Here is a 24,708-nt window from a genome sequence, read left to right as displayed (position 1 = left end):
CACCCGTCACGGCGCCGGCGCGAACACCACCCACACCTGGCCGTCGGCGAAGTTCACCGGGCTGCCGTCCGCCGCCGTGAACGTCGTACCGTCCGCCGCGGCCGGCCGGGACCAGGAGGCGTCGAAGGACCGGCCGTCGCGCAGCACCTGCGCCTTTCCCGAGCCGACCGTCTCGGTGTACGGCGTGGGGTTGCCGAGCACGTCGTGGTAGCGGGAGGCCGTGACCTTCACGTACTGCACGACGACCGTCGCCGCCGCCACCCGTGCGCCGTCCGTCGTCGTCGTGGGCGTGCCGTCCATCGCGACCAGCCAGCGGTGCCGTCCGGGCGACCAGGTGAAGCCGAAGCGGGCGGCCGGGTAGCGGACGGTGCGCGAGCCGGTGGGGGTGCCACCGGACGGGGCCGGGCCGTAGCGGAACCCGGTCGTCAGCGCCGCCCTGCCCGGGGCGGACGGCAGGAGCCTGCCGGGGTGGACGTAGAGGTTGTGCGGGGCTGCCCTGCCGCCGCCCCGGAAGTAGGCGGCGGGGGCCTCGTCGGGGGACTCGGCCCGCAGCGGCGCCTTGCCGATCAGCGGAAGCAGCTTGTGCTGGGCGCCGGAGAAGGCGAGCGTCGGCCGGTGGAACTGGCGCAGCAGCTCCAGATCCGACGCGCGGGCGCTGCGCACCGGCCCGACGGTCCGGGGGAGCCGGGTCGCGTACACCGCCATCAGCCGGCTCAGTCCGCCCTCCACCTGCTCGGCGTACACCACGTCGGCGGCGTCGAGCCCCGTCTGAGGGCGGGCCGCGGACACGTTGTCGATCTTCACGGCCAGCGGTGAACCGGCCGCCGTGGCCGACGGAGCCGGGGACGACGACGGCGGGGGCGCGGTGTCCGTCTGCCGCGGCGGCCGGGCGTCGTCCCGGCCGTGATGGGTGCAGCCCGCCAGCAGGGAGAGGGCCAGGGCCAGGGTCATCGGAGCGGTCAGCGGTGCCGCGCGTCGTATGCGCGCTCTGTGTCCTTCGCCCATGGCGCCCCCGTTCGTTTGTCCGATTGTGCGCTCGTCGGGTCGCCACTGGCCATACCCGCACGTACGAAGGTGCCCCGGGCCGGCCGGTCGGGAGGGGTTCGGCGCAGATGGCCCCGGGTACCCGGGCGCCACCGCGAAACGCCCACGCGAGCGAGGGAGCGCGACCCCATGAAGGCAGTCACTTGGCAGGGCAGGCGGGACGTCCGGGTCGAGGACGTGCCCGATCCGCGGATCGAGGAGCCCACCGACGCCGTCATCCGGATCACGTCCACGGGACTGTGCGGCTCGGATCTGCACCTGTACGAGGTGCTCACGCCGTTCATGACACCGGGGGACATCCTCGGGCACGAACCGATGGGCATCGTCGAGGAGGTCGGCCCCGCCGTGCCGGATCTCAAGGCCGGCGACAGGGTCGTGGTGCCGTTCCAGATCGCCTGCGGCACCTGCTGGATGTGCCTGACCGGGCTGCCGACCCAGTGCGAGACCACCCAGGTCACCGGCGAGCACATGGGCGCCGCACTGTTCGGCTACACCCGCCTGTACGGCTCGGTGCCCGGCGCCCAGGCCGAGTATCTGCGGGTGCCGCAGGCGCAGTTCGGGCCGATGAAGGTGCCCGAGGGCCCGCCGGACGACCGCTTCGTCTACCTCTCCGACGTCCTGCCCACCGCCTGGCAGGCCGTCGAGTACGCCTCCGTACCCGCCGGCGGCACCCTCGCCGTCCTCGGCCTCGGCCCGATCGGCGCCATGGCGTGCCGCATCGCCAAGGTGCGCGGCGCGGAGCGCGTCTTCGGCGTGGACCTGGTGCCGGAACGGCTGGCCCGGGCCGAGCGGGACGGCGTGCAGACCTACGACATCAGGGCCTTCGACGACGAGAAGGCGCTGGTCAACGCCATCCGCGACGAGACCGCCGGCCGGGGCCCGGACGCCGTGATCGACGCCGTCGGCACCGAGGCGCACGGCAGCGCCGCCGCCAAGCTCGCCCAGACCGCCACCGGGCTGCTGCCCCGCAAGCTCAGCGCGCCCCTCGCGGAACGCTTCAGCGTCGACCGGCTCGGCGCCCTCTACATGGCGATCGACCTGGTCCGGCGCGGCGGCACCATTTCACTGAGCGGTGTGTACGGCGGCATGGCCGACCCGATGCCGATGCTCACCCTGTTCGACAAGCAGATCCAGATGCGCATGGGCCAGGCCAACGTCCGCCGCTGGACCGACGAGATCATGCCGTACCTCGTCGATGACGACCCGCTCGGCGTCGACGACTTCGCCACCCACCGGCTGCCGCTCGCCGAGGCGCCGCACGCCTACGACATGTTCCAGCACAAGCAGGACGGCGCCATCAAGATCCTCATGCAGCCCTGAGTCCGGGCGCCCGCGACGGCCGGCCGTCAGCCGCGCTCCTTCTCGCCGAGGATCTCCGCGAGGTCGTAGCGCACCGGCTCCTCCAGCTGGGCGTAGGTGCAGCTCTCCGGTGTGCGGTCGGGGCGCCAGCGGCGGAAGCGGGCGGTGTGCCGGAAACGCTGCCCGTTCTCCATGTGGTCGTAGGCCACCTCCGCGACCCGCTCCGGCCGCAGCGGCACCCAGGACAGGTCCTTCTTGCCGGACCAGCGGCTCGGCGCGCCGGGCAGCCGGGCCGTCTCGTGGGCGGCCTCGTCCGACCAGGCCGCCCACGGGTGCCCGGCCACGTCGTCCATGCGCAGCGGCTCGAGCTCCTCGACCAGCTCCGCCCGCTTCTTCATCGGGAAGGCCGCCGACACGCCCACGTGCTGCAGAGCGCCCCGGTCGTCGTACAGGCCGAGCAGCAGCGAGCCGACCACCGGGCCGCTCTTGTGGAGCCGGTACCCGGCGACGACGACATCCGCCGTCCGCTCGTGCTTGACCTTGAACATGACCCGCTCGTCCTGCCGGTAGCGCAGGTCGAGGGGCTTGGCGACGACGCCGTCGAGTCCCGCGCCCTCGAACCGCTCGAACCAGTGCCGTGCCACCTCGATGTCGGTCGTCGCGGGCGCCACGTGCACCGGCGGTGTCGCGTCGGCGAGCGCCCGTTCCAGCAGGGCCCGGCGGTCGGTCAGCGCCACGTCGAGCAGGGACTCGTCGTCCAGGGCGAGCAGGTCGAAGGCGACGAAGGACGCCGGGGTCTTTTGGGCCAGCATCCGCACCCGGGAGTCGGCCGGGTGGATCCGCTCGGTCAGCGCGTCGAAGTCCAGATGGCCCTCGCGCGCGATCACGATCTCCCCGTCCAGCACGCACCGCTCGGGCACCCGCTCCGTCAGCGCCTCGACCAGCTCGGGGAAATACCTGGTCAACGGCTTGCCGGTACGGCTGCCCAGCTCCACCTCGGCTCCGTCCCGGAACACGATCGAACGGAACCCGTCCCACTTGGCCTCGTAGTGCATGCCCGGCGGGATCCTCGCCACCGACTTGGCGAGCATGGGCTTCACGGGCGGCATGACGGGGAGATCCATGACACCGATTCTGCTCGCATCCGTCCCGTGCCGCCCGGTATGCGAGCAGCGCGGGGTGCGCCTACCGTGGCCGCATGGGTGCTGCGGTGGAACTGGAGGTGGACGGCCGGACCGTACGGCTGTCCAGCCCGGACAAGGTCTTCTTCCCCGATCGGGGCTTCACCAAGCTCGACCTCGCCCGGTACTACATCGCCGTCGGCCCCGGCATCCTGCGCGCCCTGCGCAACCGCCCCACCACCCTGGAGCGCTACCCGGACGGCGTCGGCGGCGAGTGGTTCTTCCAGAAACGGGCCCCGAAGGGCATGCCCGACTGGATCCCGACCGCCCACATCACGTTCCCGAGCGGCCGCAGCGCCGACGAGATGTGCCCCACCGAGCAGGCCGCCGTCGTCTGGGCCGCCCAGTACGGCACGCTCACCTTCCACCCCTGGCCGGTGCGCGCCACGGACGTCGACCACCCCGACGAGCTCCGCATCGACCTCGACCCGCAGCCCGGCACCGACTACGACGACGCGGTCCGCGCCGCCCACGAACTGCGCGCCGTCCTCGACGAGTTCGGCGGGCTGCGCGGCTGGCCGAAGACCTCCGGCGGCCGGGGCCTGCACGTCTTCGTGCCGATCGAACCGCGCTGGACCTTCACCCAGGTGCGCCGCGCCGCGATCGCCGTCGGCCGGGAGATGGAACGCCGGATGCCCGAACGGGTGACGATCAAGTGGTGGAAGGAGGAACGCGGCAGCCGTATCTTCCTCGACTACAACCAGACGGCCCGTGACCGCACCATCGCCTCCGCCTACTCCGTGCGCCCCCGCCCGAACGCCACGGTCTCCGCGCCCCTGCGCTGGGACGAGGTCGGCGTCGCCCGCCCCGCCGACTTCGACCTCGCCACCATGCCGGCCCGCTTCGCCGAAGCCGGCGACGTCCACGCCGACATGGACGACCACGCCTACTCCCTGGAGGCCCTGCTCGAGCTGGCCCGCCGGGACGAACACGACCACGGCCTGGGCGATCTGCCGTACCCGCCCGAGTATCCGAAGATGCCCGGCGAACCCAAACGCGTCCAGCCGAGCCGGGCCCGCAAGGAGCCGACGTCCTGAGACCCTCGCGGCTCGGCCGGTGCGCCCGCTCGCGGTTATCCTGACCCGCAGCCGCCGATGAGGAGAGTCCCGAAGTGACCGAGGCAGTGTCGCGTCCCACGCTGGAGGCCGTGGCCGCGCGGGCCGGAGTGTCCCGGGCCACGGTGTCGCGGGTGGTCAACGGCGGCGACGGGGTGCGCGAGCCTCTGGCCGAGCGGGTACGGCAGGCCGTCGCGGAGCTGGGCTACGTCCCCAACCAGGCCGCCCGCAGCCTCGTCACCCGGCGGCACGACGCCGTCGCCGTCGTCATCGCCGAGCCCGAGACCCGGGTCTTCGCCGACCCCTTCTTCGCGCTGCAGCTGCGCGGCATCAGCAAGGAACTGACCGCCCACGACAACCAGTTGGTGCTGCTGCTCACCGAGGGCCGGGACGACCACGCGCGCGTGGCCCGGTATCTCGCCGGAGGCCATGTCGACGGCGCGCTCGTCTTCTCCCTGCACCTCGACGACCCGCTGCCCGGCCTCATCCACGACGCCGGGGTGCCCACCGTGTTCGGCGGGCGGCCCGGCTGGGGCGACGACGGCCGCGCGAGCGGCGCCGCGCGCCGCACGGAGGACGTCCCGGACGTGGTGTACGTCGACTGCGACAACCGGGGCGGGGCCCGCGCGGCCGTACGGCATCTGGTGGCACTCGGCCGCACACGCGTCGCGCACCTCACCGGCGTGCTGGACCAGACGTCGGCGGTGGACCGGCTCGACGGCTACCGGGACGTCATGGCCCAGGTGCCGGGCGGGTACGACCCCCGGCTGGTCGTGGAGAGCGACTTCACCCCGGCCGGCGGCGAACGCGCCATGCGCGAGCTGCTCGACCGCTGCCCGGACGTGGACGCCGTGTTCGCCGCCAACGACCTGACCGCGCTCGGCGCCCTGCGGGTGCTGCGCGCGAGCGGCCGCCGGGTGCCCGAGGACGTGGCCGTGATCGGCTTCGACGACATGCTGCCCGTCGCCGAGGAGGCCGACCCACCGCTGACGACGGTCCGTCAGGACATCGAGGGCATGGGCCGCCTCATGGCCCGCCTGCTGCTGCGCGGCCTGTCCGACGGCCGTGAGCGGGGCAGCGGCGGCGAGCGCACCGGCGGCCCGGACCGGACCCGGGCCGCGGCGGACGAAACGCCCCACGGGGGCGTGATCGTGCCGACCACGCTGATACGACGGGCGTCCGCCTAGCCACCCGACGACGGACCGAGCACACCGATGCGGGGCGTGCGCCGGCCGGCGGGACCCGGCGGAGCCGGCCGTCTCACCCCTGCCGGGACTCGCTCTTGATGACCGCGAAGCGGGCGCCGTACGGGTCGGCCAGCTTGGCCATGCGGCCGACGCCCTCCATGGTCGTCGCCGGCATCCGCACCCGGCCGCCGAGCTGCTGCGCCTTCTCCACCACCGAGTCCGTGTCCTCGACCTCGAAGTACGGCAGCCAGTACGGGCCGCTCCCGGTTTCGGACGGGTCGTCGGCCAGCGGCACGACGCCGCCGAACATCGCGTCCTCCCCGCCGGTGGACGGGTTGACGCAGGTGTAGGTCCCGCCGGGGAAGGGTGCAGCGGAGGTCTCCAGGCCGAGCACCTGGTGGTAGAAGGCGGCGGCCGCCGCGATGTCCGGGGTGTACAGCTCGACCCAGCACAGCGAGCCCGGCTCGCTCGCCACGTCGATGCCCTTGGTCCGGCCCGGCTGCCAGATCCCGAAGGCCACGTGCGCCTGGTCGGCCAGGACGGCCATGTGCCCCTGGCCCATCACGTCCATCGGCTGGACCAGCACGCTGCCGTGGGCCTGCTCGGCCGCCTTGGCGGTGGCCTGCGCGTCCGCGCTCTGAAAGTACACCGTCCAGGACGGCGGGCCCTGTTCGGGGCCGGACTGCATGCCGCCCGCGACGGTCCTGCCGTCCAGCTGGAAGAAGCCGTAGCCGCCGGCTTCCGGCCCGGCCGACTGGAGCTGCCAGCCGAAGAGACCGCCGTAGAAGGCGGCGGCGCCGTCGATGTCGGGAGTGGCGACGTCGATCCAGTTCGGAGCGCCGTCGACGAAACGGGTGGTGAGCATCTTCGCCCTCCTCGCAAGGGGTCCCGTCCTCTGCACTGCCGAGTCTGGCACCCCCCACTGACAATCGCGGCCGGAGCGCCGCGACGCGCCGGGCCGCGCCCGCTCTCACCATGGGTGACCGGCCGCGCTCGCCGGGTTTTCGCCCCGGGCCCGCGCGCCGCCGTGCGCCGGGGCGGTGCCCGGGAGCATCATCGGAGCGGCCGGAGGCCCTGCCCCGCCGCGTTGACCCGGCGTTGATCGAACGTTTTTCGCCGCACGGCACGATCCTGGCCATGCACTTCGAAGCGATCACCCCGGCCGACGAGACCTGGCAGGCGCAGGCCCTGTGCGCGCAGACCGGGCCGGAATTCTTCTTCCCCGAGCCCGGCAGCTCGGTGCGCGAGGCGAAGCGCATCTGCGCCATGTGCGAGCTGCGCCCCGCCTGTCTGGACTACGCGCTGGCCAACGACGAGCGGTTCGGCGTCTGGGGCGGCCTGTCCGAGAAGGAGCGCCTCGCCCTGCGCCGCACGTCCCGCTGACACACGCCACGCCGAGCCGGCCCAGCTGCCCGGTGAACGGGACTGCGACACCGAGCCGAGGCTGACGCCGACGGGGAGTCGAAGAGGTCGCCGAGGCGGAGTCGATGCGGACGCCGAGGCAGGGTCGAGGCAGATGCCCGGATGAAGCGGACGGCGAGATGCCGGGCCGGGGTAACCTTCGCCCCGAGCCGAGGCTGACGCCGCCGCCGAGTGGAAGCCGACGCCCAGTTGACGCCGAAGCCGACGCCGGGATGCCGAGCCGAGGCGAATGCCTGCCCCGAGCCGAAGCAGACGGCGATGCCGGCGCGACCCGGCCGTCCACCCCCGGGAGCGGACGCCCGGAGCGCTCACCGGGCCGGCGGCCGGCGTCGCGGTGCCGGGCGTCAGAGCGCGGCGCGGCTCGCCATCCGGGCCTTGCGGGCGGCCAGCCTCTCGTCGAACTTCGCGGCCTCCGCGTCCAGGCCGCCCATGAACAGGCCGAGTTCCTCCTGCGCCTGGCGCCCCTCGGGGCCGAGGCCGTCGATCTCCATGACCTTCAGGAAGCGCAGCACGGGCTGCAGCACGTCGTCGTGGTGGATGCGCAGGTTGTAGACCTCGCCGATGGCCATCTGCGCGGCGGCCCGCTCGAAGCCGGGGATCCCGTGGCCGGGCATGCGGAAGTTCACCACGACGTCCCGGACCGCCTGCATGGTCAGGTCGGGTGCCAGCTCGAACGCGGCCTTCAGCAGATTCCGGTAGAAGACCATGTGCAGGTTCTCGTCGGTCGCGATGCGGGCCAGCATGCGGTCGCAGACCGGATCGCCCGACTGGTGCCCGGTGTTGCGGTGCGAGATCCGGGTGGCCAGTTCCTGGAAGGCGACGTAGGCGATCGAGTGCAGCATCGAGTGCCGGTTGTCGGACTCGAAGCCCTCGCTCATGTGGGACATGCGGAAGCGTTCCAGCTTGTCCGGGTCCACCGCGCGCGAGGTGAGCAGATAGTCGCGCATCACGATGCCGTGCCGGCCCTCCTCGGCCGTCCAGCGGTGCACCCAGGTGCCCCACGCGCCGTCGCGGCCGAAGAGCGAGGCGATCTCGTGGTGGTAGCTCGGCAGGTTGTCCTCGGTGAGCAGGTTGACCACCAGGGCGATACGCCCGATCTCGGTCACCTTGGACTGCTCCTTGTCCCAGGCCTCGCCGTCCTCGAACAGGCCGGGGAAGTTGCGGCCGTCGCTCCAGGGCACGTACTCGTGCGGCATCCAGTCCTTGGCGACCGTCAGATGCCGGTTCAGTTCCTTCTCGACCACTTCCTCCAGTGCGAACAGCAGTCGTGCGTCGGTCCATGCGGACGTGCTGCCGAGGTGAGGGGAAGTGATCGTCACGTGAACTCCAGGGGACGCCGAACAACGGGCAGAAGGGGACGGGCCGGCGAGCGGTGCCGGAAACCTACGTGATCGTAGGCTACGAAACCGTAGGTTACGAAGCCGTAGGTTAAGGTTGCTGTAAAGATCGCTGATCAGCGTGGCCGTACCCGCCTCGGCCCACCCCGTGTCCCCGCGCCGTCGCCGAGCGCCCCGGAGGCGCCGACGGCCCCGGGACCTGCGGATCCCGGAGCCGTCGCGGACAGGGAGGGTGAGCGTCAGGCGTACAACTCCCGCAGCCGCACCGAGAGACACGTCACACAGCCCTCCAGCTTCTCGAACTCGCTGATGTCCACGGTGACCACCTCGTGCCCCAGATCGGTCAGCAGCTCCGCGGTCTTCGGGGCGCTCGCCGCCATCAGCAGCTTGTGGCCGCCGAGCAGCACCACGTGCGCGCCGGACTCCTCCGGCACCGACAGGAAGCCGGGGAACAGCGACGGACGGTCCACCTTCGGGATGTGCCCGATCACCGTGCCGTCGGGCAGCGCGGTCACCGCCGACTTCAGGTGCAGCACCTTGCTGACCGGCACGGCCACCACGCGTGCGCCCAGCGGCTCGAACGCGGCCCGCAACTGCTGCACACCGGCCGCGTTGGTGCGCCCGCCACGGCCGACGTACACCGTGTCGCCGACCTTCAGCACGTCACCGCCGTCCAGCGTGCCCGGCTCCCAGATCCAGTTCACCGAGCAGCCGAGGCGCGCCACCGCCTCCTCCACGCCGACGGTCTCCATGCGCCGGGACTCCGCGCCCGGCCGGGTGATCAACGCGACGTTCCTGTACATGACGACGGTGTCCTCGACGAACACCGAGTCCGGGCAGTCGTCCTCGGGGTCGACCTCGACCGTCTCCCAGCCGTGCGTGCGCAGGGCCTCGACGTAGGCCTCCCACTGCTCGACGGCGAGCCCGACATCGACCTTCTCCCGCTCGATGTGCGTCACCAGGCCTTCGGCGAGGCGGGGGCTGGGGCGGCGGACGAGGGCCTTCTTGCTGGGCACGAGGGGCCTTTCGAATCGGTGGTGCGGTGGTGGTGCCGGTGTACGCGGCACCGATCCGCCATCATGCAGGCCCCGGCGGCCCGGACAAAACCCTCGTTGTCAGGCTGTGGCCCTCCTGAGATGCGCCACGTCGTCCGGCGTGATCTCCGTCAGTTCCCCCTCCTCCATCAGCAGCCAGCGGGTGATGCCCACCGACTCCAGGAACGGCAGATCGTGGCTGGCCACCATCAGCGCACCCTCGTACGACTCCAGGGCCGAGGTCAGCTGCCGCACGCTGGCCATGTCGAGGTTGTTGGTCGGCTCGTCGAGCAGCAGCAGCTGGGGCGCCGGCTCGGCGAGCAGCAGGGCGGCCAGGGCCGCCCGGAACCGCTCGCCGCCCGACAGCGTGGCCGCCTTCTGGTCGGCCCGCGCGCCCCGGAACAGGAAGCGGGCGAGGCGCGCCCGGACCCGGTTGTTGGTGGCGTCCGGCGCGAACCGGGCCACGTTCTCGGCGACCGTCAGGTCGTCGTCCAGCACGTCCAGCCGCTGGGGCAGAAAACGCAGCGGCACGTGCGCGCGTGCCTCTCCGGAGACCGGCGCCAGTTCCCCGGCGACGGTCCGCAGCAGCGTCGTCTTCCCGGCGCCGTTGCGGCCGACGAGCGCGATCCGCTCCGGGCCCCGCAGATCGAGGATGCCCCGCACTCGCGCGCCGTAGGCCATGGCGAGGTTCTCCAGGGTGAGTACCTGCCGGCCGGGCGGCACGGTCGTGTACGGCAGGTCGACGCGGATCTCGTCGTCGTCCCGCACCGCTTCCACCGCCTCGTCCAGGCGCTCCCTGGCCTCGGCGAGCCGCTCCTCGTGCATGATGCGGTGCTTGCCCGCGGACTCCTGGGCGGCGCGTTTGCGGGCGCCCATGACGATCTTCGGTTCGCGCTTGGCGTCCCACATCTTCTGCCCGTACCGCTTGCGGCGGGCCAGTTTCACCTGAGCGTCGGACAGTTCGCGCTTCTGCTTGCGCACATCGGCCTCGGCGACGCGCAGCATCCGCTCGGCGGCCTCCTGCTCCACGGCGAGGGCCTCCTGGTACGCCGAGAAGGTGCCGCCGTACCAGGTGACCTCCCCGGAGCGCAGGTCCGCGATCTGGTCGACCAGGTCGAGCAGTTCCCGGTCGTGGCTGACGACGACCAGCACGCCCGGCCATGCGGCGACGGTCTGGTACAGCCGGCGGCGCGCGTACAGGTCGAGGTTGTTGGTGGGTTCGTCCAGCAGCAGCACGTCCGGGCGGCGCAGCAGCAGCGCCGCCAGCCGCAGCAGCACGGACTCGCCTCCGGAGACCTCGCCGACGGTGCGGTCCAGGCCGATGTGGCCGAGGCCCAGCTCGCCGAGGGTGACGAGGGCGCGCTCCTCGACGTCCCAGTCGTCGCCCAGCGTCTCGAAGTGCTCCTCGGCCGCGTCGCCCGCCTCGATGGCGTGCAGCGCGGCCCGCCGGCCGGCGATGCCGAGGGCCTCGTCGACGCGGAGCGCGGTGTCGAGGGTGACGTTCTGCGGCAGGTGTCCGATCTCGCCGGAGACCTTGACGGTGCCGTCGGCCGGGGTGAGTTCCCCGGCCAGCAGCTTCAACAGGGTCGACTTCCCCGAGCCGTTGCTGCCGACGAGGCCCGTGCGGCCGGGGCCGAAGGCGATGTCGAGGCCGTCGAAGACGGCGGTGCCGTCGGGCCAGGCGAAGGACAGGGACGTGGCGGTGAGGGAAGATGACATGAGGGCCTCGCAGGGTTTCGTGCGGTCGGTGGGCGCATGTCGAGACACCGCGAGGCGGAAACCGAAGGGCCGTGGGCGAAGAGGCCATGAAAAAAGGCCTGTGCCGGAGGACGGCTCGGACGCCGAGGTCGCAACGCCGCGCGCGCACCCGAACGGTGCGACGCGATGTCTCGGGACCTCAGACGAGCAACGTCCTTCTCCAATCGACGGCAACAGGACCGAGACTGACGGTAGAAGGGCGTCAGAGGGCTGTCAACGCAATTAAAAAGCGGCTCAGCAGGCGTCGCGCATCAGGACGGCCAGGTCGTGGTCCAGGTCCAGCTGGAGGTGTTCCAGACCGACGGGCACGAGGGCGCTGCATGCCTCCAGGAAGCGCCGGATCTCGCCCGAACGCACGTGCACGACGGCGGTGCCCTCGGGTGCGTGGAACTCCAGCACCGTGCGGTCGTACCCGTACGGCCGCACCCGCACGTCCCCGTGTCCCTCGGGCCCCTGCAGCCCGGCCGTGAGCAGCTCGCGGGAGAAGGTCCAGCACACCTCGACCCCTTCGAGCGTGGCCGGGGCGGGGAAGGTCATGACGACGGCGAACGGATCGCTCCGGTCGTAGCGCAGCGTGGCGGGAATGCTCGGCATACGCGGTGCGGCGGCGACGAGCCGCGCCTCTACGGGCTGCTCGATGACGGTGGACAACGCCCTGCTCCCTCGTGACGGCCTGACTGCGCCCGGGTGTACGCCACCCGGCAGTGGAAGAGACGACGGATCCGGCCGATCCGTGCACACACAGCACGAGTGACCTCGGTCACCGCATTCATGCACGCCGGGGCGCCGGCCGTTCCCGCCCGGGCGACGGGCAGTTGGCCTCTGGACGGCACCCGCCCGGTGGGCTAGCTTCGCCCGCCATGAGGCGCATGGGGAGCACACGACGCACGGGACGCACGAGCAGACTGGTGGCGGCAGGGGTGGCGTGCGGGGCGGCGCTCGCCGCGCTGACCGTGCCGGCGGCCGAGGCCGCGCCGCCCGGGCAGAGGAGTGTGCACTGGGCGCCGAAGGACCCCGGCACCCCGCAGGTCCGCTTCCGGGGGCTCGCGGCCGTCGACCGGCGCACCGCCTGGCTGGCCGGCACCGGCGGCACGGTGCTGCGCACCACGGACGGCGGAGCGAGCTGGCGCGACGTCTCCCCGCCCGGCGCGCAGGACCTGCAGTTCCGGGACGTCGAGGCGTTCGACGCGCGGCACGCCGTGGTGCTGGCCATCGGCGAGGGCGAGGCGTCCCGCGTGTACCGCACCGAGGACGGCGGGGCCACCTGGACGGAGTCCTTCCGCAACACCGACCCCGCCGCGTTCTACGACTGCATGGCCTTCTTCGACCGCCGGCACGGCCTCGCGATGAGCGACCCCGTGGACGGGCGGTTCCGCATCCTGTCCACCAGTGACGGCGGCCGCTCCTGGCGGGTGCTGCCCTCGGCCGGGATGCCGCCCGCCCTGGACGGCGAGGCGGGCTTCGCCGCCAGCGGGCAGTGCCTGGTCACCTCCGGCCCCGAGGACGTGTGGCTGGCCACCGGCGGCGGCGCCCACGCGCGCGTGCTGCACTCCGCCGACCGCGGGCTGACCTGGACCGCCGCCGACACACCGCTGCCCGCCGGCGATCCCGCCAAGGGCGTCTTCGCGCTCGCCTTCCGCGACCGCGACCACGGCCTCGCCGTCGGCGGCGACTACCGCCCCGACCAGCCCTCGCCGCGGGCCGCCGCCGTCACCGCCGACGGCGGCCGCACCTGGACCCCGGCCGCCACACCCCCGCCCGCCTACCGCTCCGGCGCCGCCTGGCTCCCGCACAGCCGCACCGCCGCACTCGCCGTGGGCCCGACCGGCACCGACCTCACCACCGACGCGGGCCGCACCTGGCGCACGATCGACACCGGCTCCTACGACACCGTGGACTGCACGCCCGACCTCGGCTGCTGGGCGGCCGGCGAACAGGGCAGGGTGGCGCGGCTGGAACGCTGAGGTAGACGTCCGGAACCGGGGGTACTCGTTTCCCGCAGCAAAGGACCTGCGCAAGACCCTTGCGCGGGCCCGCCGCACAGGAAGGGAGCGATCATGCCGGCCGGTTCCAGCGCCAAGCGCGAGCGGCAGTACGAGCACATCAAGAAGAGCGCGCAGGACCGGGGCGAGAGCACCGGGCGCGCCAAGGAGATCGCCGCGCGGACGGTCAACAAGGAACGCGCCCGCTCCGGCGAGTCGAAGACCGCGAGCCGCAGCTCCACGCAGGACATGTCGTCCGGCAAGCGCGGCGGTCAGCGGTCCGGCAACCGGGTCGGCTCGCACGGCCCGACCCGCGACCAGCTGTACAACGAGGCGAAGCAGCGCGGCATCGAAGGCCGTTCGCACATGAACAAGGACGAGCTGCAGCGCGCGCTGAACGCCAAGAAGGGATAGCCGCGGCGATCAGACCGATCAGTCCGGTGTCTGCCGGTGGCGCGCCAGCTCCGGCGCCGTCTTCGTGGCGATGAACTCCGTGATGCGGTACGTGCACACGCTGCCGGTCAGGAAGGGGTCGCCCGCCACGATCTTTTCGATGCGTGCGCGGTCCTCGGCGACGGCGAGGATCACCCCGCCGTCGCGGGGCTCCATGCGCCCCGAGGCCAGGAAGAGGCCCTTCTCGTACTGCTCTTCCAGCCAGGCCACATGGTCCGGCAGCAGCGCGTCGACGGCGTCGAGGGGTGCGGTGTAGGTCAGCTCCAGCACGAACATGATCGCGAGCCTACCCCCCGCTCCTCCGGGGCGCCGCAGAACCGTACAGTCGACGTCACCATGACGACCGTAGGCGTACCGGCGGGCTGGCCCGCGACCGAGGAAGAGGCCCGCGCGGTCCAGGACGAACTGCGCGGGCGCGTGGTGCTCGACGAACCGGGACCCGAGCCCCGGACCGGCCGGGTCACCGGCGTCGACGTCGCCTACGACGACGAGCACGACCTCGTCGCCGCGGCGGCCGTCGTGCTCGACGCCGTCACCCTGGACGTGGTGGCCCAGGCGACGGCCGTCGGCCGGGTCTCGTTCCCGTATGTGCCCGGCCTGCTCGCCTTCCGCGAGATCCCGGCCGTCCGGGCCGCCCTGGAGCGGCTGCCCTGCCCACCCGGCCTCGTCGTGTGCGACGGCTACGGCCTCGCCCACCCGCGCCGCTTCGGCCTCGCGAGCCACCTCGGCGTGCTCACCGGCCTGCCGGTGATCGGCGTCGCCAAGAACCCGTTCACCTTCACCTACGAAGAACCCGGCGCACGGCGGGGCGGCGCTGCCCCGCTGCTCGCCGGGGACGAGGAGGTCGGGCGCGCGCTGCGCACCCGCGACGGCGTCAAACCGGTCTTCGTCTCCGTCGGCCACCGGGTGAGCCTGGACAACGCCGTCGCCCACACCCTCGCACTGACCCCGCGCTACCGGCTGCCGGAGACCACCCGCCAGGCGGACGCCCTGTGCCGCCGGGCCCTGCGGGAGGCGGCACACGGCTGCGGCGCCCGCTGAGCGCGCGGCGGCGGGCCGGGACGCCCGTCCGGCGCCCGGCGGCGTCCGCCGCGAGAGTCTCAGCGGGACCGGGAGGCGCCCGCGTCCGTGGCCGCTACCCGGAAGGTGATGCCCGCGGCGCGCAGTCGCCCGGTCAGGGCGTCGCCCATCGCCTGCGCCGTGGTGACCTGTCCGGCCGTGGGCGGCAGGTCGTCGAAGAGCAGGCTGAGGGCCGCCTCGGCGAACATCTTCGCCGTCTCGTCGTATCCGGGGTCGCCGCCCGCCACCTCCGTGAACACGCGCCGGCCGCCGCCCTCGCCGACGAACCGCACCGCGAACCGGCTCCGTGCCCGCCGCTCCGCGGGCGGGCCGTCCCCCGGCCGCAGCCGGCCCGACAACCAGCGCCGCGCGGGCGGCAGTTGGGCGGCCGCCAGCACCGCGCCGACGGTGGCGACCCCGCCCAGAGCCACCGGCAGCCGCCGCACGGCGGCGTAGTGCCGGTAGCGGAAGTCGGGGCCGTACCGGTCGAGGGCCCTGGCCGAGCGGCGCACGATCTGCGGGTCCACGGTCGGCAGCGGCAGCGCCCAGGCGCCGATCTCCCCGGCGAACACCGGCACGCCAGGCGCCGCCGTGGTCCGGCGCCCGATCAGCCGCGGCTCGTGCCGGCGCCGCTCGCGCGCCGCGGCCAGCAGCTGAGGGCCGCGGGCGAACTGGTTCAGCGCCGAGGCCAGGGTGCCGCCGGAGAAGGCGGCGTCGACGGACACATAGCCGTCCACGGTGAGCGGGACCCCCTCCGGCAGCTGCCGGACGGTGAAGTACACACCCAGGTCGTGCGGCACGGAGTCGAAGCCGCAGGCGTGCACCAGGCGTGCGCCCGTCTCGCGCGCGCGTGCGTCGTGCCGGACGTACGTGAGGTCCACGAACTCCGGCTCGCCCGTCAGGTCCAGATACCGGTGTCCGCGCAGGCGGCGACCAGTTCCTCGCCGTGGAGCACGTACGGCCCGACGGTGGTGGCGACCACGCGCGCGTGCTCGGCGAGGGCGCGCAGGGTCGCGGGCTCGCTCACGTCGGCCCGCAGCACGCCGATCTCCTCCGCGCCGGGCAGCCGCTCGCGCAGCCGCTCCAGCCGGCCCTCGTCGCGGCCGGCCACCGCCCAGCGCAGGTCCTTCGGCGCGTGCGCGGCGAGATACTCCGCCGTGAGGGCGCCGACGAAGCCGGTGGCTCCGAAGAGCACGAGATCGTAAGGACGGTCCGTCCTGTTCAGCCTGCTCATGACACCCCTTGGTCCCGCAGCCCGCGCCGCTGTCGGTGGCTGAGGCTAGCGTGAGGAGTGCGAGTGCCGACGACCAGCCCGGAGGCAGCGGTGGCCGCAGCCAGGAACGCCCCGACGAATGGGAAGAAACTGCCCGCGTCCGCGCTCGGGCCACCAGGCCCCGGCGGCCCCGGCCCGTGCCCGGCACCGGCGCCCCGCCGAGCGCCGCCACCGCGCCTCGGCCGCCGCAGACCCTCTGCCACGCCGCCCGCACCCTGACCGGCACCCAGCGCCGACCCGGTGCCGCGGACAGGCACCGAGGCGGCCCTGAGGCTCGGCCACCGGCGCCCCGCCGCCGGTGGCTCGACGGAGGACCCCGTCCGGAACCGCCCCCGGCGGCCCTCCAGAACGGTCCCGGCACACGCGCCTCTCACTCTCCCGGGTGATCGGCGCGGCTCCGGGCACTCGACTAAGCGCTTGCTCGTTAGGTCTTGTGTCCGGTGGAACACGTTCTTAGCATCACCGGTGTTACATCGTTTGTGTCACACACGCTGGGGAGCAGAGCATGACGACGGCAGGGACGCCGGCGGCGCCGGGCAGCGGTCCGCTCTCCGGCGTGCGCGTGGTGGAGCTGGCCGGCATCGGGCCGGGCCCGTTCGCCGCCATGCTCCTCGCCGACCTCGGCGCGGACGTGGTCCGCGTGGACCGCCCGGGCGGCCCCGGCCTCGGGATCGACCCCGCGTACGACGTGACCAACCGCAACAAGCGCTCGGTCGTGATCGACCTGAAGGCGCCCGACGGCCCCGCGCGCGTGCTGGACCTCGCCGAGCGCGCCGACATCCTCCTCGAGGGCTACCGTCCGGGCGTCGCCGAGCGGCTCGGCGTCGGCCCCGAGCAGTGCCGCGCCCGCAACCCCCGCCTGGTGTACGGCCGGATGACCGGATGGGGCCAGGACGGTCCCCTCGCCGACCGCGCGGGCCACGACGTGGCCTACATCGCGGTCACCGGCGCCCTCGGCATGACCGGCCGCCCGGACGAGCCTCCGGTCTTCCCCGCCAACCTGCTCGGGGACTACGCGGGCGGCGCCCTCTACCTGGCCGTCGGCGTGCTCGCCGCCCTGCACCACGCGCGCGTGACCGGCGCCGGGCAGGTCGTCGACGCCGCCATCGTCGACGGCACGGCCCACCTGTCCGCGATGATCCACGGCATGCTCGCGGCCGGCGGCTGGCAGGACCGGCGCGGCGCCAACCTCCTCGACGGCGGCTGCCCCTACTACGGCACCTACGAGACCGCCGACGGCCGGTACATGGCGGTCGGCGCCCTGGAGGGCCGGTTCTACGCCGAGTTCCTGCGCCTGCTGGGCCTGGAGGACCTGGCGCCGGCCCACACGGACCCCACCCGCTGGGGCGAGCTGCGCGAGCGCGTCGCCGCCCGCTTCAAGTCCCGCACCCGGGACGAGTGGACCCGGGTCTTCCAGGGCACCGACGCCTGCGTCGCCCCGGTGCTGTCGCTGCGCGAGGCCCCGCACCACCCGCACCTGGCCGCCCGCGGCACCTTCACCGACCACGCCGGCATCACCCAGCCGGCCCCCGCCCCCCGTTTCTCCGCCACCCCCGCCTCCGTCCGCACCGGCCCCGCCCTGCCCGGCGCCGACACGGACGCGGTGGCCCGCGACTGGGGGACACCCGCACTCGTGAACCACGACCCGGTCACCGACGCCGGCTGACCCCGGCCCCCCGCTCGGCCCACCCTCTGCGAAAGGCACACCAGTGAGCACCGAAGCGTACGTGTACGACGCGATCCGCACCCCGCGCGGCCGCGGCAAGGCGAACGGCGCCCTGCACGGCACGAAGCCCGTCGACCTGGTGGTCGGGCTGATCCACGAGATCCGCGACCGCTTCCCCGGCCTCGACCCGGCCGCCGTCGACGACATCGTGCTCGGCGTCGTCAGCCCGGTCGGCGACCAGGGCTCCGACATCGCCCGGATCGCGGCGATCGCCGCCGGCCTGCCCGACACGGTCGCGGGCGTGCAGGAGAACCGCTTCTGTGCCTCCGGCCTGGAGGCCGTCAACCTGGCCGCCGCGAAGGTCCGCTCCGGCTGGGAGGACCTGGTCCTGGCGGGCGGCGTGGAGTCCATGTCCCGGGTGCCCATGGCCTCCGACGGCGGCGCCTGGTTCAACGACCCGATGACCAACCTCGCCGTCGACTTCGTGCCGCAGGGCATCGGCGCCGACCTCATCGCCACCATCGAGGGCTTCTCCCGCCGCGACGTCGACGAGTACGCGGCCCTGTCCCAGGAGCGCGCCGTCACCGCGTGGAAGGAGGGCCGCTTCGAACGCTCCGTCGTCCCCGTCAGGGACCGCAGCGGCCTGGTCGTCCTCGACCACGACGAGCATCCGCGCCCCGGCACCACCGCCGACTCCCTCGCGAAGCTCAAGCCGTCCTTCGCGGACATCGGCGAACTCGGCGGCTTCGACGCCGTGGCGCTGCAGAAGTACCACTGGGTGGAGAAGATCGACCACGTCCACCACGCGGGCAACTCCTCCGGCATCGTGGACGGCGCCTCCCTCGTCGCGATCGGCTCCAAGGAGGTCGGCGAGCGCTACGGCCTCACCCCGCGTGCGCGGATCGTCTCCGCCGCCGTCTCCGGCTCCGAGCCCACCATCATGCTCACCGGCCCCGCCCCCGCCAGCCGCAAGGCGCTGGCCAAGGCCGGCCTCACCATCGACGACATCGACCTGGTCGAGATCAACGAGGCGTTCGCCGCGGTCGTGCTGCGCTTCGTCAAGGACATGGGCCTGACCCTGGACAAGGTCAACGTCAACGGCGGCGCGATCGCCCTCGGCCACCCGCTCGGCGCGACCGGCGCCATGATCCTCGGCACCCTCGTGGACGAACTGGAGCGCCAGGACAAGCGCTACGGCCTCGCCACCCTGTGCGTCGGCGGCGGCATGGGCATCGCCACCGTCGTCGAGCGCGTCTGAACTCCCCGCGGAATCACCGGACCTCAACGAAAGAACACTGTCATGACCGAGAGCACCACGATCCGCTGGGAACAGGACGCCACCGGTGTCGTCACCCTCGTCCTGGACGACCCCAACCAGTCCGCGAACACCATGAACGAGGCCTTCCGGGCCTCCATCACGGCGATCGCCGACCGCGCGGAGGCCGAGAAGGACTCCATCCGCGGCATCGTCTACACCTCCGCCAAGAAGACCTTCTTCGCGGGCGGCGACCTCAAGGACATGATCAAGGCCCGGCCCGAGGACGCCCAGCGCGTCTTCGACACCGCGACCGCGATCAAGAGCGCGCTGCGCCGCATCGAGACACTCGGCAAGCCGGTCGTCGCCGCCGTCAACGGCGCGGCCCTGGGCGGCGGTTACGAGATCGCGCTCGCCTCCCACCACCGCATCGCGCTGGACACCCCCGGTTCCAAGATCGGGCTGCCCGAGGTCACCCTGGGCCTGCTGCCCGCGGGCGGCGGCGTCACCCGCACCGTGCGCCTGATGGGCATCACCGACGCGCTGCTGAAGGTGCTGCTGCAGGGCACCCAGTACAACCCGCGCCGCGCCCTGGAGAACGGCCTGGTCCACGACCTGGCCGCGACCGAGGAGGAGATGCTCGCCAAGGCGCGCGCCTTCATCGACGCCCACCCCGAGTCCCACCAGCCCTGGGACGTCCCCGGCCACAAGATCCCGGGCGGCACCCCCGCGCACCCGAAGTTCGCCGCCAACCTGCCCGCGTTCCCGGCCAACCTGCGCAAGCAGACGAACGGCGCCCCCTACCCGGCCCCGCGCGCCATCATGGCCGCGGCCGTCGAGGGATCCCAGGTCGACTTCGAGACCGCGAGCACCATCGAGACCCGCTACTTCACCGAGCTGGTCACCGGGCAGACCGCCAAGAACATGATCCAGGCGTTCTTCTTCGACCTCCAGGCGGTCAACTCCGGCGCCAACCGCCCCAAGGGCGTCGAGCCGCGCCAGGTCCGCCGGGTCGCCGTGCTCGGCGCGGGCATGATGGGAGCCGGCATCGCCTACTCCTGCGCCCGCGCGGGCATCGACGTCGTGCTGAAGGACGTCTCCCTGGAGGCGGCCGTCAAGGGCAAGGGCTACTCCGAGCAGCTGTGCGCCAAGGCCGTCGCCAAGGGCCGTACCAGCCAGGAGAAGGGGGACGCGCTGCTGGCCCGGATCACGCCCACGGCCGACGTGTCCGACCTCGCCGGCTGCGACGCCGTGATCGAGGCCGTCTTCGAGGACACCGCGCTCAAGCACAAGGTGTTCCAGGAGGTCCAGTCCGTCGTCGCGCCCGACGCCCTGCTGTGCTCCAACACCTCCACCCTGCCCATCACCACGCTCGCCGAGGGCGTGGAGCGCCAGGCCGACTTCATCGGGCTGCACTTCTTCTCGCCGGTCGACAAGATGCCGCTGGTCGAGATCATCAAGGGCGAGCGCACCGGCGAGGAGGCCCTCGCGCGCGCCTTCGACCTGGTCCGGCAGATCAGCAAGACGCCGATCGTCGTGAACGACTCGCGCGGCTTCTTCACCTCGCGGGTGATCGGCCACTTCATCAACGAGGGCGTCGCCATGGTCGGCGAGGGCATCGAGCCCGCCTCCGTGGAACAGGCCGCAGCCCAGGCCGGCTACCCGGCCAAGGTGCTGTCCCTGATGGACGAGCTGACCCTCACCCTGCCGCGCAAGATCCGCAACGAGACCAGGCGGGCCGTGGAGGAGTCGGGCGGCACCTGGACCGCGCACCCGGCGGAGGCGGTCATCGACCGCATGGTCGACGAGTTCGGCCGCACCGGCCGCAGCGGCGGCGCCGGCTTCTACGACTACACCGAGGACGGCAGGCGCGCCGGGCTGTGGCCGGGCCTGCGCGAGCACTTCACCAAGCAGGGCCACGAGATCCCGTTCCGGGACATGCAGGAGCGGATGCTCTTCTCCGAGGCGCTGGACACCGTGCGCCTGCTGGAGGAGGGCGTGCTGACCTCCGTCGCCGACGCCAACATCGGGTCGATCCTCGGCATCGGCTTCCCGGGCTGGACCGGCGGTGTGCTCCAGTACATCAACGGCTACGAAGGCGGCCTGCCCGGTTTCGTGGCACGCGCGCGTGAGCTGGCCGAGCGCTACGGCGAGCGGTTCACCCCGCCGGCGCTGCTGGTGGAGAAGGCCGGGAAGGGGGAGGTGTTCGCCGACTCAGCCCGTTCCTGACCGGGTGATCCACTCGCTCAGCTCCTCGCGCAGCGACCGCTGGAACGTCGTCAGCAGCGCCTGCACCACCAAGGGGTGCATGTGGGCCGACAGCGACCGCACGTCCCGGGCGTCACGCTCCGCGACCTCGCCGCGCAGGAGCTGGGAGAGTTCGTGAGCCGCAGCGCGCGAGTGCTCGACGAGCACCTTGCGCGCCGCGAGGATCGCCTCCTGCGACAGGGGCACGTCCAGCAGCTGCACGCCGAGCCGGAGCAGCCCGGAGTCGACCCGGAAGGTGCCGCCCTCCGCGGCGGCGACCACGTTCATCGCCGCGAGCCGCTCCAGGTCCTCGTCCGTGAGCGCCCGCCCCGCCCGCCGTCCGAGTTCCTCCCGGGACACCGTCTCCACCTCGTCCGGCGCCCAGGAGGCGACCACCGCGCGGTGAATGGCCAGGTCGTGCGGGGAGAGGTCCGCGGGCAGCCGGCGCAGATAGCGCTCGATCGCCGACAGGGTCATGCCCTGCCGCTGCAACTCCTCGATCAGCGCGAGCCGCGCCAGGTGCTCCGGCCCGTAGTGCCCCACCCGGCGCGGGCCGATCACCGGCGGCGGCAGCAGGCCCTTGCTGCCGTAGAAACGGACGGTGCGCACCGTGACGCCCGCCCGGGCGGCCAGCTCGTCGATGGTGAGGGGCGTGTCCCCGGCATCGGTGGTCATGTGGAGCAGTATCGCTGTCTCACCACTGCTGTGAAACCTGTGGTGAACGTCGTGTGGACGCTGAGTTGATCGTGTGAGAAGTAACGCTGTGTGACATGGACCACCGCGGAGACAGGCAGGGGTCTGAGAAGCTGCTGTCTCGGTCTGTGCCCCGACTCACCAGGGTGGTGCGGACCGAGCCCTGCACGTCCCCCGGGCCCACGAGGACCGGGCGCACCAGGAAGTGAACCACCCGTGAGCAAGGACGCCGTGGAATCGGCACAGGCCACCGCCCGCACCCAGGCGGCACAGGCGGCCCAGACGCCCGCGGACGCGGGCGACGCCGGTTACAGCAAGGACCTCAAGGCCCGCCACATCAACATGATCGCCATCGGCGGCGCCATCGGCACCGGCCTCCTCCTGGGCGCCGGCGGCCGCCTGCACAACGCCGGCCCGGCACTCGCCCTGGCCTACCTGGTCTGCGGCGTGTTCGCCTTCTTCGTCGTCCGGGCCCTGGGCGAGCTGGTCCTGTACCGGCCGTCCTCCGGCTCCTTCGTGTCGTACGCGCGCGAGTTCCTCGGCGAGAAGGGCGCCTACGTCGCCGGCTGGATGTACTTCCTGAACTGGTCGACCACCGGTATCGCCGACATCACCGCGATCGCGCTCTACACGCACTACTGGAGCTTCTTCACCTCGATCCCGCAGTGGGTGCTGGCGCTGATCGCCCTCGCGGTGGTCCTCGCCGTGAACCTGATCTCGGTGAAGATCTTCGGCGAGATGGAGTTCTGGTTCTCGATCATCAAGGTCGCGACCATCGTCGGCTTCATGCTGATCAGCATTTTCCTGCTCGCCACCCACCACAAGGTCGGCGGCCACACCCCCGGCCTGAGCGTGATCACCGGCCACGGCGGTGTCTTCCCGCACGGCGTGATGCCGGTCGTCCTGGTCATGCAGGGCGTGATCTTCGCCTACGCGGCGCTGGAGCTGGTGGGCGTCGCGGCGGGCGAGACCGCCGAGCCGGAGAAGGTCGTGCCGCGCGCGGTCAACTCGATCATGTGGCGCGTGGGCCTGTTCTACGTCGGCTCGGTCGTGCTGCTGGCCCTGCTGCTGCCCGGCTCCGTGTACTCCGCCGACGAGAGCCCGTTCGTCACGGTCCTGTCAAAGATCGGCGTCCCGGCGGCCGGCGACGTGATGAACCTGGTCGTGCTGACCGCCGCCATGTCCTCGCTGAACTCCGGCCTGTACTCCACCGGCCGCATCCTGCGCTCGATGGCCATGGCGGGCTCCGCGCCCAAATTCACCGCGCGGATGAGCCGCAGCCAGGTGCCCTACGGCGGCATCCTGCTGACCTGCGCGGTCTGCGTCCTCGGCGTCGGCCTGAACTACCTGATGCCCAGCCAGGCCTTCGAGATCGTGCTGAACGTCGCCTCCCTCGGCATCGTCAGCACCTGGGTGATCATCATGATCTGCCACATGGTCTTCGTCCGCCGCGCCCGCGCGGGCCTCGCGACCCGACCGCACTTCCAGCTGAAGTTCAGCCCCGTCACCGAGATCGCCACGATCGCCTTCCTGCTGGCCTGCCTCGGCATGATGTGGAACGACCCCGAGGTCGGCCGCAAGACGGTCCTGCTCATCCCGGTGATCGCCGTCCTGCTGGTCGCCGGCTGGTTCGGGGTGCGCCGCCGGGTGAACCGCCGCACCGACGACGAACTGTCGCAGCTGGCGAAGTAGCGGCTCAGCGCCACTGTTCAGTGGCACCGCCCACGGTGGCGTCACCCCGGACACCCCCTGCGTCCCAGGTGACGCCACCGTGCCGTGTACGGTCGGGGACGCTCCCGATGAGGGTGTACGACCACGGAGAGGCCGGCGGATGAGCACTCCCACCCCGACGGACGTCCTGGTGCTGGGCGGGGCCGGCGCCGACACGGTCATCCATGTCCCCGAACTGCCCCTGCCGGACGCCGACAGCTACATGATCGACTCCGGGATCCGCACCCGGGCCGGACAGACCGGCGACTTCGTCGCGCTGGGCCTCGCCGCACTGGGTCTGCGCACCCACCACCTCGACCTGCTCGGCGACGACCCGGAGGGCGACCTCGTGCGCGCCCTGCACCGCGAGCACGGCATCGCACTGACCGCGCTCCCGCAGCCGGCGGGCACCAAGCGGGCGGTCAACCTGGTCGGCCCGGACGGCCGCCGCCTGTCCCTGTACGACACCAGCCGCGCCCGCCCCGGCGACCGCTTCCCGCCGGAGCTGCTGCGCATGCTCGCCGGGGCGAGCCGGCACGTGCACGTGACGATCACCCAGCCCTGCGCGGAAGCCCTGCCGGTGCTGCTCCCCACGGGCGTCGGCCTGTCCACCGATCTGCACGACTGGGACGGCGAGAACCCGTACCACGAGCCGTTCGCCCACGCCGCCGACGTCGTCTTCCTCTCCGCGGCCGCGCTGTCCGACCCCGAGCGCACCATGCGGCGCATCGCCGAGCGGGGCCGGGCGGAGGTGGTCGTCGCCACCGCGGGAGCCGACGGCGCCTATCTGCTGGCCGGCGGCGGGCTGACCCGGGTGCCCGCGGCGGAGCCGCCCGCACCGGTGGTGGACTCCAACGGCGCGGGCGACGCCTTCGCCGCCGCGTTCCTCTACGGCCGGCTCGCCGGTAAGCCCCCCGGGACCTGCGCCCGCTACGGCGCGGTCGCGGGCGCCCACGCCTGCACGGTCCCGGCCTCCCGGGCGGAGCCGATAGGCCGGGACGCGCTGCTCGAGCGGGCCGCGGACGGCGGCGGAAGCAGGCCTTAGCCGGTCCC

21 protein-coding genes and 1 pseudogene are annotated in these 24,708 nt (G+C 72.8%); 12 read left to right on the top strand and 10 right to left on the bottom strand.

Annotated elements, in window-relative coordinates:
- Positions 1-6: 6 nt before the first annotated feature.
- Positions 7-1,005 carry a DUF3048 domain-containing protein gene (locus ACGFZN_RS27460; RefSeq protein ID WP_393861159.1) on the bottom strand — a complete coding sequence of 333 codons (999 nt, stop codon included), beginning with the start codon at positions 1,003-1,005 and terminating at the stop codon, positions 7-9.
- A gap of 168 nt (positions 1,006-1,173) precedes the next feature.
- On the opposite strand from ACGFZN_RS27460, the gene ACGFZN_RS27455 reads away from it, so the two are divergent.
- On the top strand, positions 1,174-2,364 hold the full coding sequence (locus ACGFZN_RS27455) for a zinc-dependent alcohol dehydrogenase (RefSeq protein ID WP_393861158.1): 1,191 nt from the start codon (positions 1,174-1,176) through the stop codon (positions 2,362-2,364).
- Between the two features lie 26 nt (positions 2,365-2,390).
- Here the strand turns inward: ACGFZN_RS27455 and ACGFZN_RS27450 are convergent, their stop codons facing one another.
- Entirely contained in the window at positions 2,391-3,467 is a 1,077-nt protein-coding gene (locus tag ACGFZN_RS27450) for an ATP-dependent DNA ligase (RefSeq protein WP_393861157.1), read from the bottom strand.
- A 74-nt stretch (positions 3,468-3,541) separates the two neighbouring features.
- Here ACGFZN_RS27450 and ligD point away from each other — a divergent pair, with 74 nt between their 5' ends.
- Together ligD and ACGFZN_RS27440 are read left to right on the top strand one after the other, a co-directional pair.
- The gene (gene ligD / locus ACGFZN_RS27445; RefSeq protein ID WP_393861156.1) at positions 3,542-4,561 is read left to right on the top strand and encodes a non-homologous end-joining DNA ligase; all 1,020 of its coding nucleotides are present in this window, start codon (positions 3,542-3,544) and stop codon (positions 4,559-4,561) included.
- A gap of 74 nt (positions 4,562-4,635) precedes the next feature.
- On the top strand, positions 4,636-5,766 hold the full coding sequence (locus ACGFZN_RS27440) for a LacI family DNA-binding transcriptional regulator (RefSeq protein ID WP_393861155.1): 1,131 nt from the start codon (positions 4,636-4,638) through the stop codon (positions 5,764-5,766).
- Between the two features lie 73 nt (positions 5,767-5,839).
- Here the strand turns inward: ACGFZN_RS27440 and ACGFZN_RS27435 are convergent, their stop codons facing one another.
- Positions 5,840-6,631: a VOC family protein gene (locus ACGFZN_RS27435; protein WP_393861154.1), complete on the bottom strand. Its 792-nt coding sequence runs from the start codon at positions 6,629-6,631 to the stop codon at positions 5,840-5,842.
- 272 nt (positions 6,632-6,903) lie between these two features.
- Here ACGFZN_RS27435 and ACGFZN_RS27430 point away from each other — a divergent pair, with 272 nt between their 5' ends.
- Positions 6,904-7,149, top strand: a complete 246-nt coding sequence (locus ACGFZN_RS27430; protein WP_393861153.1) for a WhiB family transcriptional regulator — start codon at positions 6,904-6,906, stop codon at positions 7,147-7,149.
- A gap of 383 nt (positions 7,150-7,532) precedes the next feature.
- Here ACGFZN_RS27430 and ACGFZN_RS27425 read toward each other — a convergent pair whose 3' ends face one another.
- The 4 genes from ACGFZN_RS27425 to ACGFZN_RS27410 form a co-directional block, all read right to left on the bottom strand.
- Positions 7,533-8,507, bottom strand: a complete 975-nt coding sequence (locus ACGFZN_RS27425; RefSeq protein WP_393861152.1) for an acyl-ACP desaturase — start codon at positions 8,505-8,507, stop codon at positions 7,533-7,535.
- A gap of 257 nt (positions 8,508-8,764) precedes the next feature.
- On the bottom strand, positions 8,765-9,541 hold the full coding sequence (gene ddaH, locus ACGFZN_RS27420; protein WP_393861151.1) for a dimethylargininase: 777 nt from the start codon (positions 9,539-9,541) through the stop codon (positions 8,765-8,767).
- A gap of 99 nt (positions 9,542-9,640) precedes the next feature.
- Complete coding sequence (locus ACGFZN_RS27415) at positions 9,641-11,278, bottom strand: ABC-F family ATP-binding cassette domain-containing protein (protein WP_393861150.1); 1,638 nt, start codon at positions 11,276-11,278, stop codon at positions 9,641-9,643.
- A gap of 273 nt (positions 11,279-11,551) precedes the next feature.
- Positions 11,552-11,968, bottom strand: a complete 417-nt coding sequence (locus tag ACGFZN_RS27410) for an SsgA family sporulation/cell division regulator (protein ID WP_393861149.1) — start codon at positions 11,966-11,968, stop codon at positions 11,552-11,554.
- Positions 11,969-12,186: 218 nt separating this feature from the next.
- Between ACGFZN_RS27410 and ACGFZN_RS27405 the strand changes: the two genes are divergently transcribed.
- Together ACGFZN_RS27405 and ACGFZN_RS27400 are read left to right on the top strand one after the other, a co-directional pair.
- A complete protein-coding gene (locus ACGFZN_RS27405; protein ID WP_393861148.1) occupies positions 12,187-13,281 on the top strand; it encodes a WD40/YVTN/BNR-like repeat-containing protein in 1,095 nt (364 codons plus the stop codon).
- Positions 13,282-13,374: 93 nt separating this feature from the next.
- The gene (locus tag ACGFZN_RS27400) at positions 13,375-13,713 is read left to right on the top strand and encodes a plasmid stabilization protein (RefSeq protein WP_360156883.1); all 339 of its coding nucleotides are present in this window, start codon (positions 13,375-13,377) and stop codon (positions 13,711-13,713) included.
- 18 nt (positions 13,714-13,731) lie between these two features.
- Here the strand turns inward: ACGFZN_RS27400 and ACGFZN_RS27395 are convergent, their stop codons facing one another.
- Complete coding sequence (locus tag ACGFZN_RS27395; RefSeq protein ID WP_393861147.1) at positions 13,732-14,028, bottom strand: YciI family protein; 297 nt, start codon at positions 14,026-14,028, stop codon at positions 13,732-13,734.
- Between the two features lie 60 nt (positions 14,029-14,088).
- Here ACGFZN_RS27395 and ACGFZN_RS27390 point away from each other — a divergent pair, with 60 nt between their 5' ends.
- Complete coding sequence (locus ACGFZN_RS27390) at positions 14,089-14,793, top strand: endonuclease V (RefSeq protein ID WP_393861146.1); 705 nt, start codon at positions 14,089-14,091, stop codon at positions 14,791-14,793.
- 59 nt (positions 14,794-14,852) lie between these two features.
- Here ACGFZN_RS27390 and ACGFZN_RS27385 read toward each other — a convergent pair.
- Positions 14,853-16,045, bottom strand: a pseudogene (locus tag ACGFZN_RS27385) (saccharopine dehydrogenase family protein).
- 544 nt (positions 16,046-16,589) lie between these two features.
- Here ACGFZN_RS27385 and ACGFZN_RS27380 point away from each other — a divergent pair.
- Genes ACGFZN_RS27380 through ACGFZN_RS27370 form a run of 3 tightly spaced genes read left to right on the top strand, consistent with a single transcriptional unit; the run spans position 16,590 to position 21,234 of the window.
- Complete coding sequence (locus ACGFZN_RS27380) at positions 16,590-17,750, top strand: CaiB/BaiF CoA transferase family protein (protein WP_393861145.1); 1,161 nt, start codon at positions 16,590-16,592, stop codon at positions 17,748-17,750.
- A gap of 43 nt (positions 17,751-17,793) precedes the next feature.
- Positions 17,794-19,008 (top strand): acetyl-CoA C-acetyltransferase, encoded by a 1,215-nt coding sequence (locus tag ACGFZN_RS27375; RefSeq protein ID WP_393861144.1) that lies wholly within the window; start codon positions 17,794-17,796, stop codon positions 19,006-19,008.
- Between the two features lie 42 nt (positions 19,009-19,050).
- Positions 19,051-21,234 carry a 3-hydroxyacyl-CoA dehydrogenase NAD-binding domain-containing protein gene (locus ACGFZN_RS27370; protein ID WP_393861143.1) on the top strand — a complete coding sequence of 728 codons (2,184 nt, stop codon included), beginning with the start codon at positions 19,051-19,053 and terminating at the stop codon, positions 21,232-21,234.
- Here the strand turns inward: ACGFZN_RS27370 and ACGFZN_RS27365 are convergent.
- Positions 21,220-21,927, bottom strand: a complete 708-nt coding sequence (locus ACGFZN_RS27365; RefSeq protein ID WP_393861142.1) for a MerR family transcriptional regulator — start codon at positions 21,925-21,927, stop codon at positions 21,220-21,222. The two genes, ACGFZN_RS27370 and ACGFZN_RS27365, sit on opposite strands and share 15 nt — an antisense overlap.
- A gap of 234 nt (positions 21,928-22,161) precedes the next feature.
- On the opposite strand from ACGFZN_RS27365, the gene ACGFZN_RS27360 reads away from it, so the two are divergent.
- Together ACGFZN_RS27360 and ACGFZN_RS27355 are read left to right on the top strand one after the other, a co-directional pair.
- Positions 22,162-23,637, top strand: coding sequence for an amino acid permease (locus ACGFZN_RS27360; RefSeq protein WP_393861141.1), 1,476 nt, complete (start codon positions 22,162-22,164; stop codon positions 23,635-23,637).
- A gap of 139 nt (positions 23,638-23,776) precedes the next feature.
- Positions 23,777-24,700, top strand: a complete 924-nt coding sequence (locus ACGFZN_RS27355) for a PfkB family carbohydrate kinase (RefSeq protein ID WP_393861140.1) — start codon at positions 23,777-23,779, stop codon at positions 24,698-24,700.
- The last annotated feature ends 8 nt before the right edge of the window (positions 24,701-24,708 follow it).

Origin of the sequence: Streptomyces sp. NPDC048192, from assembly GCF_043202415.1 — a bacterium.
In the GTDB taxonomy this organism is placed as follows: domain Bacteria; phylum Actinomycetota; class Actinomycetes; order Streptomycetales; family Streptomycetaceae; genus Streptomyces.
This window is presented reverse-complemented; position numbering and strand designations above follow the sequence as displayed.

Bases quoted from the DNA above. Each gene is read 5' to 3' on its own strand.
- ACGFZN_RS27460 (WP_393861159.1), bottom strand. From the start codon at position 1,005: ATGGGCGAAGGACACAGAGCGCGCATACGACGCGCGGCACCGCTGACC.
- ACGFZN_RS27455 (WP_393861158.1), top strand. From the start codon at position 1,174: ATGAAGGCAGTCACTTGGCAGGGCAGGCGGGACGTCCGGGTCGAGGAC.
- ACGFZN_RS27450 (WP_393861157.1), bottom strand. From the start codon at position 3,467: ATGGATCTCCCCGTCATGCCGCCCGTGAAGCCCATGCTCGCCAAGTCG.
- ligD (WP_393861156.1), top strand. From the start codon at position 3,542: ATGGGTGCTGCGGTGGAACTGGAGGTGGACGGCCGGACCGTACGGCTG.
- ACGFZN_RS27435 (WP_393861154.1), bottom strand. From the start codon at position 6,631: ATGCTCACCACCCGTTTCGTCGACGGCGCTCCGAACTGGATCGACGTC.
- ACGFZN_RS27430 (WP_393861153.1), top strand. From the start codon at position 6,904: ATGCACTTCGAAGCGATCACCCCGGCCGACGAGACCTGGCAGGCGCAG.
- ACGFZN_RS27415 (WP_393861150.1), bottom strand. From the start codon at position 11,278: ATGTCATCTTCCCTCACCGCCACGTCCCTGTCCTTCGCCTGGCCCGAC.
- ACGFZN_RS27405 (WP_393861148.1), top strand. From the start codon at position 12,187: ATGGGGAGCACACGACGCACGGGACGCACGAGCAGACTGGTGGCGGCA.
- ACGFZN_RS27400 (WP_360156883.1), top strand. From the start codon at position 13,375: ATGCCGGCCGGTTCCAGCGCCAAGCGCGAGCGGCAGTACGAGCACATC.
- ACGFZN_RS27395 (WP_393861147.1), bottom strand. From the start codon at position 14,028: ATGTTCGTGCTGGAGCTGACCTACACCGCACCCCTCGACGCCGTCGAC.
- ACGFZN_RS27390 (WP_393861146.1), top strand. From the start codon at position 14,089: ATGACGACCGTAGGCGTACCGGCGGGCTGGCCCGCGACCGAGGAAGAG.
- ACGFZN_RS27380 (WP_393861145.1), top strand. From the start codon at position 16,590: ATGACGACGGCAGGGACGCCGGCGGCGCCGGGCAGCGGTCCGCTCTCC.
- ACGFZN_RS27370 (WP_393861143.1), top strand. From the start codon at position 19,051: ATGACCGAGAGCACCACGATCCGCTGGGAACAGGACGCCACCGGTGTC.
- ACGFZN_RS27365 (WP_393861142.1), bottom strand. From the start codon at position 21,927: ATGACCACCGATGCCGGGGACACGCCCCTCACCATCGACGAGCTGGCC.
- ACGFZN_RS27355 (WP_393861140.1), top strand. From the start codon at position 23,777: ATGAGCACTCCCACCCCGACGGACGTCCTGGTGCTGGGCGGGGCCGGC.